The sequence below is a fragment of the Actinoplanes sp. NPDC051405 genome (assembly GCF_055586185.1).
Genome location: NZ_JBVJIR010000001.1, coordinates 754,277 through 767,820 on the forward strand (window position 1 = coordinate 754,277; position 13,544 = coordinate 767,820).

Sequence of the window (13,544 nt, forward strand, 5' to 3'; positions counted from 1 at the left end):
CCGTGGCCGATGGGGACCGGCCGGCACGTTCGATCAGACTACGCGCAGCCCGGGGCGCCCTCCGGTCGACCCGGCACGGGTGTACGGCGTCACAGCCCGCAAGGTTCACTGTCCGCTCTCAGCGTATGGGCCTGTGCCGTTCCCCGGGCGGGGGTTTACCGGGAATGGATAGGGTCAAGTCAAAAGGATTCGACACACCATGCCCGAGGAGCGCAACCGACGTGGCTGCCAAAGACGATTTGAACTGGTCCGACCTAGACCGCCGGGCGGTCGACACCGTCCGGGTGCTGGCCATGGACGCCGTCGAGAAATCCGGTAACGGCCACCCCGGCACGGCGATGAGCCTGGCGCCCGCCGCGTACCTGCTTTTCAACCGGGTCATGCGCCATGACCCGACAGATCCGCTCTGGGCCGGCCGGGACCGCTTCGTTCTCTCCTGTGGCCACTCCAGCCTCACCCTCTACATCCAGCTCTACCTCAACGGCTACGGCCTGGCCCTGGACGACCTGGCCGCGCTGCGCCAGTGGGGCTCGCTGACCCCGGGCCACCCGGAGTACGGCCACACCCCCGGCGTCGAGGTCACCACCGGCCCGCTCGGCCAGGGCATCGGCAACGCCGTGGGCATGGCGATGGCCGCCCGCCGCGAGCGCGGTCTGTTCGACCCGAACGCCGACGGTGACTCGCTGTTCGACCACAACGTGTACGCGCTGTGCTCCGACGGCGACATCGAGGAGGGCGTGAGCCACGAGTCGAGCGCCATCGCCGGCGTGCAGAAGCTCGGCAACCTCACGGTGATCTACGACGACAACGAGATCTCCATCGAGGACGACACCCGGATCGCCAAGAACGAGGACGTCGGCGCCCGGTACGCGGCCTACGGCTGGGACGTGCGGCACGTCGACTGGCGCAAGGGCGACCCGGACAAGGGCACCGAGTACCAGGAGGACGTCGAGGCGCTGTACGCGGCGATCAAGGCGGGCCAGGAGGTCACCGACCGCCCCACGTTCATCGTGCTCAAGACGATCATCGGCTGGCCCGCGCCGAACAAGCAGAACACCGGCAAGATCCACGGCTCCGCGCTGGGCGAGGACGAGGTCCGCGCGACCAAGGAGATCCTCGGCTTCGACCCGAACAAGACCTTCGACGTCGCCGACGAGGTTCTGCAGCACGCCCGCCAGGTCGTCGAGCGCGGCCGCGCCCTGCACGCCGAGTGGGACAAGTCCTTCCAGGCCTGGGCCGCGAGCAACGCCGAGGGCAAGGCCCTCTTCGACCGGCTGTCCACCCGTACGCTGCCGCAGGGCTGGCACGAGGCGCTGCCCGAGTTCCCCGCCGACGAGAAGGGCATCGCCACCCGCGCCGCCTCGGGCAAGGTCCTCGACGCGCTGGCGCCGGTGCTGCCCGAGCTGTGGGGTGGCTCGGCCGACCTGGCCGAGAGCAACAACACCACCATGAAGGGCGAGCCCTCGTTCATCCCGAGCGAGTACGCCACCAAGGCGTTCCCGGGTCACGAGTACGGCCGCACGCTGCACTTCGGCATCCGCGAGCACGGCATGGGCTCGATCCTCAACGGCATCGTGGCGCACGGCGGCACCCGCCCGTACGGCGGCACGTTCCTGGTCTTCAGCGACTACATGCGCGGCGCCGTCCGGCTGTCCGCGCTGATGAAGCTGCCGGTCACGTACGTGTGGACGCACGACTCCATCGGCCTGGGCGAGGACGGCCCGACGCACCAGCCGATCGAGACGCTGACCGCGCTGCGCGCCATCGTCGGCCTCGACGTGGTCCGCCCGGCCGACGCCAACGAGACCGCGTGGGCCTGGCGCGGCGCCCTGGAGCACACCGACCGGCCGACCGCGCTGGCGCTGTCCCGGCAGAACCTCCCGACCATCGACCGCAGCAAGTACGCCTCGGCCGAGGGCACCCTCAAGGGCGGCTACGTCATCTCCGACGCGACCGGCGGCGAGCCCAAGGTCATCCTCATCGGCACCGGCTCCGAGCTGTCCATCTGCCTCAAGGCGCAGGAGCGGCTGGAGGCCGAGGGCACCCCGACCCGGGTCGTGTCCATGCCGTGCCAGGAGTGGTTCTTCGAGCAGGACACGGCGTACCAGCAGCAGGTCCTGCCGCGCGGCGTCAAGGCCCGGGTGACGGTCGAGGCCGGCATCCGGATGAGCTGGGACCGCCTGCTGGGCGAGGCCGGCGAGGCGGTCAGCATCGAGCACTACGGCGCCAGCGCCCCCGCCAAGGTGCTGTTCGAGCAGTTCGGGTTCACCGCGGACAACGTGGTGGCCAAGGCCAACGCCGCCCTCGCCAAGGTCGGCGAAATCACCGGTCACAAGACCGGAAACTGAGGAGTAGCGATGACCGACAGGCTGGCAGAGCTTTCCGCCGCTGGTGTAGCGGTATGGCTCGACGATCTCTCCCGCGTCCGGCTTGAGACCGGCTCGCTCGACAAGATGCGTCGGGAGCAGCACGTGGTCGGCGTGACCACGAACCCGTCCATCTTCGCGAAGGCGCTGGCCGACGCGGAGGCGTACGACAAGCAGCTGAAGGACCTGGCCGCGCAGGAGGTCACGGTCGAGGAGGCCGTGCGGCTGCTGACGTCGTACGACGTGCGCTGGGCGTGTGACGTGATGAAGCCGGCGTACGACGCGTCGAACGGTGTCGACGGCCGGGTGTCCATCGAGGTGGACCCGCGCAGCGCGCACCTGACCGAGAAGACCGCCTCCGAGGCCAAGACGCTGTGGTGGCTGGTCGACCGGCCGAACCTCTACATCAAGATCCCGGCGACCCAGGCGGGCCTGCCGGCGATCACCTCGACGCTGGCCGCGGGCATCAGCGTCAACGTGACGCTGATCTTCTCGCTGGAGCGCTACCGGGCCGTCATGGACGCGTTCCTCGCGGGCCTGGAGCAGGCCAAGGCCAACGGCCACGACCTCACCAAGATCGGTTCGGTCGCGTCGTTCTTCGTGTCCCGGGTGGACACCGAGATCGACAAGCGGCTCGACAAGATCGGCAGCGAGGAGGCCAAGGCGCTGCGGGGCAAGGCCGCGGTGGCCAACGCGCAACTCGCGTACCAGGCGTACGCCGAGGTCTTCAGCTCCGACCGCTGGCAGGCGCTGGCCGACGCGGGTGCCCTCCCGCAGCGGCCGCTCTGGGCCTCGACCGGCACGAAGAACCCGGACTACAAGGACACCATCTACGTCGAGGAGCTGATCGCTCCCGGCACGGTGAACACCATGCCGGAGTCGGTCATCAAGGCGTTCGAGGACCACGGGGAGACCCGCGGCGACACGGTCACCGGCTCGTACGCCCAGGCGCAGAAGGTGATGGACGACGTCGCCGCCGCCGGTGTCGACCTGACCGACGTGTTCCGGGTCCTCGAGGACGAGGGTGTCGAGAAGTTCGAGGCCAGCTGGGCCGAGCTGCTCGAAGACGTGAAGAAGTCGCTCAAGGCCGCGGCCAAGGGTTCGGACAACCCGAGCGACGCCGCCAAGTCGTAAAGACCGATCACTTGCTCGCGGGCGTGGAAGCCGCCGCGGGGTTGCCGTTTCACGGCAACCCGGCGACGGCTTCCCGTTCCGGACCTCCCCGCCGAGAGCGCCGATCCCGCGCCCGCCGGGGCCGTCCGCTGCTGCACCTGTACCTCACCGACCGGCCCGGCGGCATCCGCCAGGTCCTCACCACCCCCGAGATGTTGCGGCACTGACCCTTGGCCGTAACGCTGCGGGACACCAGAAAGCTGGCAGGATGGGACTCGTGGGTAATCCGCTGCGTACCGCACAGGACCGACGGCTTCCCAGGATCCCCGAGCCCTGCGCTCTGGTGATCTTCGGAGTCACGGGCGACCTGTCCCGAAAGAAACTCATCCCGGCGGTCTACGACCTGGCCAACCGGGGTCTGCTGCCGCCCGGCTTCGTGGTCCTGGGCTTCGCCCGCCGCGACTGGGGCGACGGCGACTTCGAGTCGCTGGCCTACGAGGCGGCCAAGAAGGGCGCCCGGACCCCGTGGCGTGAGGACGTCTGGACCCGGCTGGCCAGCCAGTTCCAGTTCGTGCCCGGCTCGTTCGACGACGACGCCGCCTTTGACCACCTGGCCACCACGCTGGACGACCTGCGTGAGCGCAACGGCATCGCGGGCAACGCCGCCTTCTACTTCTCCATCCCGCCGGCCGCGTTCCCGCTGGTGCTCAACCAGCTGGCCCGCACCGGGATGGCCGACAACGCCAAGTCCGGCGGCTGGCGCCGGGTGGTGGTCGAGAAGCCGTTCGGCAACGACCTGAAGACCGCGATGGCGCTGAACAAGCTGGTCGACGAGGTCTTCACCCCGGCCGACGTGTTCCGCATCGACCACTACCTCGGCAAGGAGACGGTCCAGAACATCCTGGCCCTGCGCTTCGCGAACAACCTGTTCGAGCCGGTGTGGAATTCCAAGTACGTCGACTCGGTGCAGATCACCATGGCCGAGGACGTCGGCATCGGCACCCGGGCGGCGTTCTACGACGCCTCCGGCGCCGCCCGCGACGTGCTGCAGAACCACCTGCTGCAGCTGCTCGCGCTGGTGGGCATGGAGGAGCCGACGAGCTTCGACCCCAACGACGTACGCGCCGAGAAGCTGAAGGTCCTCAAGGCCATCAGCCTGCCCGCCGACATCGCCAAGGGCTCGGTCCGCGGGCAGTATCTGCCCGGCTGGGTCGCCGGTGAGCGCGCGGTCGGCTACCTCGAGGAAGCCAACATCCCGCCGGACTCCACCACGGAGACGTACGTGGCCGTCCGGCTCGGCATCCAGAACAGACGCTGGGCCGAGGTGCCGTTCTACGTCCGCGTCGGCAAGCGGATGCCGCGGCGGGTCACCGAGATCGCCATCATGTTCAAGAAGGCGCCGCACCTGCCGTTCGACCCGGCCGACGTGGAGATGCTGGGCAACAACCAGCTGGTCATCCGGGTGCAGCCGGACGAAGGTGTGGTGCTCAAGTTCGGTTCCAAGGTGCCGGGCACCACGATGGAGGTCCGCGACATCGCGATGGACTTCCAGTACGGCGAGGCGTTCACCGAGTCCAGCCCGGAGGCCTACGAGCGGCTCGTGCTCGACGTGCTCGTCGGCGACCGGACGCTGTTCCCGGACGCGGCCGAGATCGAGCAGAGCTGGCAGGTCGTCGACCCGCTGGAGGCCGCCTGGGCCGGGACCAAGCCGGAGCCGTACCGCTCCGGCGAGTGGGGCCCGCGGGCGTCCGACGAGATGTTGGCCCGCGAGGGCCGTGCGTGGAGGCGAGCATGATCGGGCTGTGGGACACGACCGGTAACGAGGTCGTCAAGGCTCTGGCTGCCGAGCGGCGCAGTGCGGGTGGTGTGGCCAGCGGCCTCGCCCTGACGCTGGTCGCCGTCGTGGAGGAGAAGAAGGTCCGCGAGGCCGAGGCGGCCGCGACCATCGCGGCGTCCGCGCACCCCTGCCGCCTGCTCATCGTCGTCCGCTCGGACCTCGAGGGCCGCAGCCGGCTGGACGCGGAGATCGTGGTGGGCGGCCGGCTGGGCCCGGCCGAGGCCGTCGTGATGCGCATGTACGGCCGCCTGGCCCTGCACGCCGAGTCGGTCGTCATGCCGCTGCTCGCCCCGGACGTGCCCGTGGTGACCTGGTGGCACAGCGAGCCGCCGGACGTCATCGCCAACGACTTCCTGGGCGTGGTGGCCGACCGGCGCATCACCGACTGCAAGCTCGCGCCGGACCCGGTGGCCGCGCTGCGCCAACGGGCGAAGGACTACGCCCCCGGCGACACCGACCTCACCTGGACCCGGATCACCCTCTGGCGCACCCTGGTGGCCGGCGCGTTCGACACCACCGACGAGCGGGTCACCGGCGCGACGATCGTGGCGCCGCTCAACGACCCGACCGCCGCGCTGATGCAGGGCTGGCTGAAGTCGCGGCTGGGGATCGACCCGGTGTGGGAGCACACCGACCGTTCGCCGCGGATGCACTCGGTGGAGCTCCAGTGCGCCAACGGTGACTGCGTCCGGGTCACCCGCGACGAGGGCACGGCTCTGTTCAGCCGCACCGGCCAGGAAGACCGGTACATGCCGCTGCCGAAGCGACCCGTCGGTGACGAGCTCGCCGAGGAGCTGCGCCGGCTGGACGCCGACCAGATCTACGGCGAGGCGCTGGGGGCCATGGCCGGTGTCGCGGGGCTGGACAGCAAGCCGGCGATGCGCGTACACGTGTGGAAGGACCCGATGCAGGCGGCCCAGGCGGGCGACGAGGCCGGCGCCTTCGCGGGCCCGGGTGGCTCAGCCGCCTGACGCTCTAAGATCGTGGGGGCCGCTCGCCGACTCGGCGGGTGGCCCCTTTCTCCGGTGACGAGGGGCTTCATGAGCGAGACCGTTGTGGTGGTGGTTCCCGACGCCGACATCCTGGCGTCGACGGTGGCGGCGCGGCTGGTCATCAAGATCATCGACGCGCAGGCCGAGCGCGGCTGGGCCAGCGTCGTGCTGACCGGCGGCCGGGTGGCGGCCAAGGTGCTGCGCTCGGTCAAGGAGCTGCCGGCCTCGGACGCGGTCGACTGGTCCCGGGTCGACCTGTGGTGGGGCGACGAGCGCTTCCTGCCCGCCGGTGACCAGGACCGCAACGAGACCCAGGCCCGCGAGGCGCTGCTGGACGCGCTGCCGCTGGACCCCGCCCGCGTGCACGCCATGCCGCCGTCCGACGGCCCGGACGGCGACGACGCCAAGGCGGCCGCCGCCCGCTACGCCCGCGAGCTGGCTGCGGCGGCCAAGCCGGGCAGCTCGGAGCTGCCGCACTTCGACGTGCTGATGCTCGGCGTCGGCGAGGACGGGCACGTGGCGTCGATCTTCCCGGAGCACCCGGGCGGTTACGAGACCGGCACGGTCGCGGCGGTGCACAACAGCCCGAAGCCGCCGCCGACCCGGATCTCGCTGACCATGCCCACGATCCAGACGGCCGAGGAGGTCTGGCTGATCGCCGCGGGCAAGGACAAGGCGGCCCCGGTCGGCATGGCGATCGAGGGTGCCGGGCCCAAGCAGCTGCCGGCGGCGGGCGCGGTGGGCACTGACAAGACGCTGTGGCTGCTGGACCGGGCCGCGGCGGCCAACGTACCCCCGAAGGCCCGCAGCCTGCGCTGACCGGTCCGCACAGCACGGGTCAGGCCGAGCGGGTCGGCACGGCCACGCGGGTCGGCACGGCTGAGCCGGTCAGGGCGTCCGGGCGGGTGGCAGGGGCTTGGTGTCGGGCCCGGCGCGCTTCGGAGAGGCGCTCGGCACCGACGTGGCCGACAGCGGCGGGGGCGAGTCGCTGATGCCGACGGTCGACGGGACCGGTTCGGAGACCGACGTCGGGCTGGGTGAGGGCGACGGCGCGAACGACGGCGAGGGCACCGTGGCAGCCGGGGCGTTCGGGACCGGCAGCGGCGGATCACCGGCGGGCCGCCGTACCGAGAAGACCACCGCCACCACGACGGCCGCGACCACCAGCAGCGAGCGCCACCGGGGCCGCCACGACCGGCGGGCCGGCGCCGCCGCGGTCGGCGGCACGGCCGGCTGCAGGCTGCCGGGGGTGATCTGACCGGCCCGCGCGGACAATGCCCGGCGCACCCGATCCTCCAGGTCCGTGCTCATCGGTACTCCCCCAGCAGGCCGCGCAGGATGCCCAGCGCGCGGCTCGCGGTCGACTTGACCGTGCCGCGGGACACCCGCAGCACCTCGGCGATCTCCTGCTCGGACAGCTCTGACCAGTACCGCAGCACCACGACCTGGCGTTGCCGCACGGTGAGCCGGGCCAGCGCGGCCAGCACCTCCCGGTCGCCCTGGCCGAGCAGCACCTCGTCCTCGGCGGCCGGCGCGAGGCCCGGCCGCGGCGGGACGTAGGCGCGGGCGGTGCGCCGGCGCCGCAGCGCCGACCGCGCGGCGTTCATGACCCCGGTCGTGAGGTACGCGTGCGGGTCGGCCACGGTACGCAGGTCAGCCCCGTGCCGCCGGTACAGGGCGGCGAAGACGTCCTGCACGATGTCCTCCGCGGTGGGCAGGTCGTCGACCATGAGCACCGCCAGCCGCACCAGGCTGAGCCGGCGGGCGTGGTAGAGCTCGTTGATCGCCGGGGGCCCGTCCGCGCCCTCGCCGCGCACCGCCGCCGATCGTCCGGACAGCATCGAGCGCAGCCAGCGCGGTACGAGCGCCGGCAGCGCTACGACGAAGGTCATGGCAGTCCTGTGGGTCAGCGCCGGGTCCGGGTGGGCGAGGGTACCGGGGTGGCGCCCGGCTTGTCGCCGGCCCGCGTCGGCGACGGCACCGTGGAGACGGGGGGCTTGCCGCCGACGCGCGTCGGCGAGGGAGCCGGCGCGGCCGTGGCGGACGGCTCCGGCGACTCCTCCACCGGTACCGGGCTCGCGGCCGGGGGCTCCGCCGGGGCGGCCGTCTCGTCCGGAGCGGTGCTGGAGGTGGGCGCGGGTGACTCGGCCGGCGACGCGGCGGGCGGCTCGGCCGGCGAAACGGCGGGGGCCGGGCTTGTCACCGCCGGCGCCGGCGCCGGGGCCTCGTCCGCGAAGGCCCTGGTGGCGGTCACCACGCCGGCCAGGACGACGACAGTCGCGGCGGTGGCGATCGAGGCGGTACGGCGGGTCAGGCGCATCACGGAACTCCTGTGCGGTCGGGGGTGATCCTTCGCAGGAGTAGACGCGCGGCGCCCCAGGAGGTTGGCGCTGCCATGGTGACGCCCGTCACAGGTTGCCGTTACCTAGACTCGCGGCTGTGCAGCCCTTGATCCGCGCGTACCGTCCCGCCGACCTCGACGCCGTCTACGACATCTGCGTGCGTACCGCCGATGCCGGGGGTGACGCCCGGGGTCAGTACTCGTCCGACCGCCTGATGGGCGACATCTTCGCGGCGCCGTACGTGACGCTCGAGCCGGAACACGCGTATGTCCTCGACGACGGCACCGGCGCAGCCGTGGGCTACGTGCTCGGCACCGCCGACACGGCCCGTTTCGCGCAGCGTTACCGCGACGAGTGGCTGCCCGCCACCGCCGGCCGGTACCCGCACCCGGCCGAGCCCCCGGTGACCCGTGAGGACAGCATGCTGTGGCTGCACGAGCACCCGGAGCGCATGATCGTGCCCGAGCTGGCCGGCTACCCCGCGCACCTGCACATCGACCTGCTGCCGCAGTGGCAGGGCCAGGGCTGGGGCCGCGGCCTGATCAGCGCCTTCCTGGCCGGCCTGCGCGCCGCTGGAGTGCCCCGGGTGCATCTGGGCATGGCGGTGACCAACGTCAGCGCCCGGGCCTTCTACGAACGGCTGGGCTTCGTCGAGATCCCGGTGCCCGGCGCGGCCACCGTCACCTATCTCGGCCGGGACACGACCGAGTGACGCGTCCTACTCGCTGCGGCCGCGGCGCTGCCGGACCTTGGCCAGCGCCTCGGCCAGGATGGCCGCACCGTCCTCGTCGGAGCGCCGCTCCTTGACGTAGGCCAGGTGCGACTTGTAGGGCTCGCTGCGCATCCGGCCGGGAGGCTTCTCCCGGTCGAGACCGCCGGGCTGGCCGCACCGGGTGCAGTCCCACGTCTCCGGGGGCACCACATCGGCCGCGAAGCGGACCTCCACGGGGTGTCCGGCGGCGCACCAGTACGTCACCTCCCGCCGCGGGGCGGGCTCACTGCGCTCGTCAGGGCGCATCGGGCTGGAGCCGACACGACTGCCGCGGATCGCACTGCCACTGGACACGGAAGTCACTCCTGTCTCGAGGGCGTTTCATCGCCGGGGAAAGCGGCGGTATAAAAGCGGTGGAAAACAACCGCGCGGCCCGGACGGACCGGACCGCGCGGCAGAGTCTACGACTCGCGGAGCATCTGGAGGAAGACCTGATAACGAACGCTTGGAAAGCGGACGTTAACTATCTGTTTCAGCCCGCCTGCGCGACCTTGAGCCAGAGGCCCAGTCCGACGATGCAGGCGAACCAGATGACGCCCACGAGCACCGTGTAGCGGTCCAGGTTCTTCTCCGCGACCGAGGAGCCGGCGAGGCTGGAAGTGACGCCGCCACCGAACATGCTGGACATGCCGCCGCCCTTGCCGCGGTGCAGCAGGACGAGCAGGGTCAGCAGGATGCTGGAGATGAGCAGCAACACGATCAACGTGTACGCGAACGCGATCGGCATGGTCGGGTCATTCCTCTCGAAGGGCACAGCAGCGCCACAACAATAGCGGGTCCCCGGCCACCGCACGGCGGCGGCCGGGCCTACAACTCAGCGCTGGACGTGCTCGCGGAACCGGACGATCGACGCGAACTCCTCCGCGTCGAGGCTCGCGCCGCCGATCAGGGCGCCGTCCACGTCGGGCTGCCCCATGATCGCGGCGATGTTGGCCGCCTTCACCGAGCCGCCGTACTGGATGCGCACCGCGTCCGCCGTCTCCGCGCCGTACTTCTCGGCGAGCCGCGCCCGGATGGCGCCGCACACCTCCTGCGCGTCGTCGGGCGTGGCGGTCTTGCCGGTGCCGATCGCCCACACCGGCTCGTACGCGATCACGATGCTCTTGACCTGCTCGGCCTTGAGCCCGTCGAGCGCGCCGTCGAGCTGCGAGCAGCAGTGCGGCACGTGGCTGCCGGCCTCGCGGATCTCCAGGCCCTCACCCACGCACAGGATCGGCGTCAGGTCGTTGGCCAGGGCCGCCTTCACCTTGGCGTTGACCAGCGCGTCGTCCTCGTTGTGGTACTCGCGGCGCTCGGAGTGCCCGATCACCACGTAGGTGCAGCCCAGCTTGGCCAGCATCGCCCCGGAGATGTCCCCGGTGTACGCGCCACCCTTGTGCGGGGACAGGTCCTGCGCGCCGTAACGGATCGGCACCTTGTCGCCGTCGATCGCCGTCTGCACGCTGCGCAGGTCGGTGTACGGCGGCAGCACAACTGCCTCGACGTCGGTCAGCTGCTGCTCGGTGAGGCTCGCGGCGAGCTTCTGCACCAGGAGGATGGCCTCGAAGTGGTTGAGGTTCATCTTCCAGTTGCCGGCCATGATCGGCCGGCGGGTCACGTCAGCCATCAGGACTCCAGTGCCGAGACGCCGGGCAGGGACTTGCCCTCGAGGTATTCCAGCGACGCGCCGCCACCGGTGGAGATGTGCCCGAAGCCGGACTCGTCGATGCCCAGGGTGCGTACGGCCGCGGCCGAGTCGCCGCCGCCGACCACCGAGAAGCCGTCGATCTTGGTGATGGCCTCGGCGACGCCCCGGGTGCCGGCCGCGAACGGCGCCAGCTCGAAGACGCCCATCGGGCCGTTCCAGAAGACCGTCTTGGCCGAACCGATGGCCTCGGCGAACAGCGCCACCGACGCCGGGCCGATGTCGAGCCCGAGCCGGTCGGCCGGGATCGCGTCGGCGGCGACCACGTCGTGCTCAGCGTTGGCGTCGAAGGCCGTGGCCGCGACGACATCCACCGGCAGCACGATCCGGCCCTGGGCCTGCGCGAGCAGGTCGGCGCAGGTGTCGATCATCTCGGCCTCGAGCAGCGACTTGCCGACCTCGTGGCCCTGGGCCTTGAGGAAGGTGAAGCACATGCCGCCGCCGACGAGCAGCTTGTCGACCTTCGGCAGCAGCGCCTGGATGACGGCGAGCTTGTCGGAGACCTTCGAGCCGCCGAGCACCACCACGTACGGCTGCTCCGGGGTCTCGGTCACCTTGCGCAGGACCTCGACCTCGGTGAGGACCAGGCCGCCGGCGTAGTGCGGGAGCCGGGCCGCGACGTCGTAGACCGAGGCGTGCTTGCGGTGCACCGCGCCGAACGCGTCGTCGACGTAGAACTCCGCCAGCCCGGCCAGCTCGTCCGCGAACGCGCCGCGCTCGGCGTCGTCCTTGCTGGTCTCGCCGGCGTTGAAGCGCAGGTTCTCCAGCAGCAGCACCTGGCCGTCGAGCAGCGCGTCGGCGGCCGCCTTGGCGGACGGGCCCACGGTGTCCTCGGCGAAGACGACCGGGTTGCCGAGCAGCTCACCGAGGCGGGTGGCGACCGGGGCGAGCGTGTACTTCGGGTCCGGCGCGCCCTTGGGGCGGCCGAGGTGCGAGCACACGATCACGCGGGCACCCGCGTCACGCAGAGTGATCAGGGTCGGCAGCACCGCGCGGATGCGGCCGTCGTCACTGATCCGGCTTGGGTCAGCCTTGTCGAACGGGACGTTCAGGTCGGCGCGCACGAGCACGCGCCGACCCGAGACACCCTCGCCGAGCAGGTCGTCGAGAGTCTTCAACTTGCTCAGCCGACCAGCTTGACCAGGTCGACGAGGCGGTTCGAGTAGCCCCACTCATTGTCGTACCAGCCGACGACCTTGACCTGGTTGCCGATGACCTTGGTGAGGCCGGCGTCGAAGATGCAGGAGGCCGGGTCGGTGACGATGTCCGAGGAGACGATCTGGTCCTCGGTGTAGACCAGGATGCCCTTGAGCGGGCCGTCCGCGGCGGCCTTGATGGCGGCGTTGACCTCGTCGACGGAGGTCTCCTTGCCGGCCTGGAAGGTCAGGTCGGTGGCCGAGCCGGTCGGGATCGGCACGCGCATCGCGAAGCCGTCGAGCTTGCCCTTGAGCTCCGGCAGCACCAGGCTGACGGCCTTGGCCGCACCGGTGGAGGTCGGCACCACGTTGAGGGCGGCGGCGCGGGCGCGGCGCAGGTCCTTGTGCGGGCCGTCCTGCAGGTTCTGGTCCTGCGTGTAGGCGTGGATCGTGGTCATCAGGCCACGCTCGATGCCGATCGTGTCGTTGAGCACCTTGGCCATCGGCGCGAGGCAGTTGGTGGTGCACGACGCGTTCGAGATGATCGTGTGCTTGGCGGCGTCGTACAGGTTGTCGTTGACGCCCATCACGATCGTGATGTCCTCGTTCTTGGCCGGCGCCGAGATGATGACCTTCTTGGCGCCGTTGTCGACGTGCGCCTTGGCCTTGGTGGCGTCGGTGAAGAAGCCGGTCGACTCGATGACGACGTCGGCACCCAGGTCACCCCAGTGCAGGTTCGCCGGGTCACGCTCGGCGAACGCCTTGAAGGTCTTGCCGGCGACGGTGATCTCGTCGGCGGTGGCCTTCACCTCGTGCGGCAGGCGGCCCAGGATGCTGTCGTACTTGAGCAGGTGGGCGAGCGTCGCGTTGTCGGTCAGGTCGTTGACACCGACGATCTCGATGTCCGCGCCGGAGGCGGAAACCGCCCGGAAGAAGTTGCGGCCGATACGGCCGAAGCCGTTGATGCCAACCCGGATGGTCACAGGTGGATCTCCTCGTTTCGGTCCGCCGGGATCTAGGACCGGCGGAGGTCTGCGTGCCGACCTGATCGAGGGCCGGCAGTTGCTTCATCTGGCCACCGCGCCTCGAAGGTCGAGTCCGCCGCGGCCAGGTCGGAGCTGGCGCTGCCGGCGGCGCCCGGCGCGGGCGGCCATGCTTGCCGGCACCGTCGCCGTCGAGCTCACCCTATCCGAGAACCCTTTCGCCCCTGGACCGGGGGCGCGACCTGATCGTGACCTCAGGTGCGCAAACGTTTCCGGTACGCGCACAGCCATCGACAACCGCAAACCTGGCTGGGCGCCG

General features: G+C 71.0%; 14 protein-coding genes. 6 read left to right on the top strand and 8 right to left on the bottom strand.

The window, feature by feature from the left end; genetic code table 11:
- Positions 1–164 precede the first annotated feature (164 nt).
- The 5 genes from tkt (at position 165) to pgl (ending at position 7,127) form a co-directional block, all read left to right on the top strand.
- The gene (gene tkt / locus ACZ6S4_RS03515; RefSeq protein ID WP_465473355.1) at positions 165–2,348 is read left to right on the top strand and encodes a transketolase; all 2,184 of its coding nucleotides are present in this window, start codon (positions 165–167) and stop codon (positions 2,346–2,348) included.
- A gap of 9 nt (positions 2,349–2,357) precedes the next feature.
- A complete protein-coding gene (gene tal / locus ACZ6S4_RS03520; protein WP_465473356.1) occupies positions 2,358–3,500 on the top strand; it encodes a transaldolase in 1,143 nt (380 codons plus the stop codon).
- A gap of 256 nt (positions 3,501–3,756) precedes the next feature.
- The gene (gene zwf, locus ACZ6S4_RS03525; protein WP_465473493.1) at positions 3,757–5,274 is read left to right on the top strand and encodes a glucose-6-phosphate dehydrogenase; all 1,518 of its coding nucleotides are present in this window, start codon (positions 3,757–3,759) and stop codon (positions 5,272–5,274) included.
- Entirely contained in the window at positions 5,271–6,287 is a 1,017-nt protein-coding gene (locus ACZ6S4_RS03530) for a glucose-6-phosphate dehydrogenase assembly protein OpcA (protein ID WP_465473357.1), read from the top strand. The genes zwf and ACZ6S4_RS03530 overlap by 4 nt, the downstream gene beginning before the upstream one ends.
- Positions 6,288–6,356: 69 nt before the next feature.
- A complete protein-coding gene (pgl, locus tag ACZ6S4_RS03535) occupies positions 6,357–7,127 on the top strand; it encodes a 6-phosphogluconolactonase (RefSeq protein ID WP_433726872.1) in 771 nt (256 codons plus the stop codon).
- 69 nt (positions 7,128–7,196) lie between these two features.
- Here pgl and ACZ6S4_RS03540 read toward each other — a convergent pair whose 3' ends face one another.
- The 3 genes from ACZ6S4_RS03540 to ACZ6S4_RS03550 are packed head-to-tail and all read right to left on the bottom strand — an operon-like array spanning position 7,197 to position 8,628.
- The gene (locus tag ACZ6S4_RS03540; RefSeq protein ID WP_465473358.1) at positions 7,197–7,619 is read right to left on the bottom strand and encodes a hypothetical protein; all 423 of its coding nucleotides are present in this window, start codon (positions 7,617–7,619) and stop codon (positions 7,197–7,199) included.
- Positions 7,616–8,200, bottom strand: coding sequence for an RNA polymerase sigma factor (locus ACZ6S4_RS03545; RefSeq protein ID WP_465473359.1), 585 nt, complete (start codon positions 8,198–8,200; stop codon positions 7,616–7,618). The genes ACZ6S4_RS03540 and ACZ6S4_RS03545 overlap by 4 nt, the downstream gene beginning before the upstream one ends.
- Positions 8,201–8,214: 14 nt before the next feature.
- On the bottom strand, positions 8,215–8,628 hold the full coding sequence (locus ACZ6S4_RS03550; RefSeq protein WP_465473360.1) for a hypothetical protein: 414 nt from the start codon (positions 8,626–8,628) through the stop codon (positions 8,215–8,217).
- A 119-nt stretch (positions 8,629–8,747) separates the two neighbouring features.
- On the opposite strand from ACZ6S4_RS03550, the gene ACZ6S4_RS03555 reads away from it, so the two are divergent.
- The gene (locus ACZ6S4_RS03555) at positions 8,748–9,362 is read left to right on the top strand and encodes a GNAT family N-acetyltransferase (RefSeq protein WP_465473361.1); all 615 of its coding nucleotides are present in this window, start codon (positions 8,748–8,750) and stop codon (positions 9,360–9,362) included.
- A gap of 6 nt (positions 9,363–9,368) precedes the next feature.
- Here ACZ6S4_RS03555 and ACZ6S4_RS03560 read toward each other — a convergent pair whose 3' ends face one another.
- The 5 genes from ACZ6S4_RS03560 to gap all read right to left on the bottom strand — a co-directional run bounded on the left by ACZ6S4_RS03560 (position 9,369) and on the right by gap (position 13,225).
- Positions 9,369–9,716, bottom strand: a complete 348-nt coding sequence (locus ACZ6S4_RS03560) for an RNA polymerase-binding protein RbpA (RefSeq protein WP_203763021.1) — start codon at positions 9,714–9,716, stop codon at positions 9,369–9,371.
- Between the two features lie 178 nt (positions 9,717–9,894).
- Complete coding sequence (gene secG / locus ACZ6S4_RS03565) at positions 9,895–10,149, bottom strand: preprotein translocase subunit SecG (protein WP_360547801.1); 255 nt, start codon at positions 10,147–10,149, stop codon at positions 9,895–9,897.
- A gap of 87 nt (positions 10,150–10,236) precedes the next feature.
- Positions 10,237–11,028: a triose-phosphate isomerase gene (gene tpiA, locus ACZ6S4_RS03570; protein WP_465473362.1), complete on the bottom strand. Its 792-nt coding sequence runs from the start codon at positions 11,026–11,028 to the stop codon at positions 10,237–10,239.
- Positions 11,028–12,224 (bottom strand): phosphoglycerate kinase, encoded by a 1,197-nt coding sequence (locus ACZ6S4_RS03575; RefSeq protein WP_465473363.1) that lies wholly within the window; start codon positions 12,222–12,224, stop codon positions 11,028–11,030. The genes tpiA and ACZ6S4_RS03575 overlap by 1 nt, the downstream gene beginning before the upstream one ends.
- 5 nt (positions 12,225–12,229) lie before the next feature.
- Entirely contained in the window at positions 12,230–13,225 is a 996-nt protein-coding gene (gene gap / locus ACZ6S4_RS03580; protein WP_360828333.1) for a type I glyceraldehyde-3-phosphate dehydrogenase, read from the bottom strand.
- Positions 13,226–13,544: the final 319 nt, after the last annotated feature.

What these genes read in the sequence shown, in the direction of transcription:
- ACZ6S4_RS03540 (WP_465473358.1), bottom strand. Translation starts at nt 7,619, where the DNA reads ATGAGCACGGACCTGGAGGATCGGGTGCGCCGGGCATTGTCCGCGCGG.
- tal (WP_465473356.1), top strand. Translation starts at nt 2,358, where the DNA reads ATGACCGACAGGCTGGCAGAGCTTTCCGCCGCTGGTGTAGCGGTATGG.
- secG (WP_360547801.1), bottom strand. Translation starts at nt 10,149, where the DNA reads ATGCCGATCGCGTTCGCGTACACGTTGATCGTGTTGCTGCTCATCTCC.
- tpiA (WP_465473362.1), bottom strand. Translation starts at nt 11,028, where the DNA reads ATGGCTGACGTGACCCGCCGGCCGATCATGGCCGGCAACTGGAAGATG.
- ACZ6S4_RS03545 (WP_465473359.1), bottom strand. Translation starts at nt 8,200, where the DNA reads ATGACCTTCGTCGTAGCGCTGCCGGCGCTCGTACCGCGCTGGCTGCGC.
- pgl (WP_433726872.1), top strand. Translation starts at nt 6,357, where the DNA reads ATGAGCGAGACCGTTGTGGTGGTGGTTCCCGACGCCGACATCCTGGCG.
- tkt (WP_465473355.1), top strand. Translation starts at nt 165, where the DNA reads ATGGATAGGGTCAAGTCAAAAGGATTCGACACACCATGCCCGAGGAGC.
- ACZ6S4_RS03550 (WP_465473360.1), bottom strand. Translation starts at nt 8,628, where the DNA reads ATGCGCCTGACCCGCCGTACCGCCTCGATCGCCACCGCCGCGACTGTC.
- ACZ6S4_RS03530 (WP_465473357.1), top strand. Translation starts at nt 5,271, where the DNA reads ATGATCGGGCTGTGGGACACGACCGGTAACGAGGTCGTCAAGGCTCTG.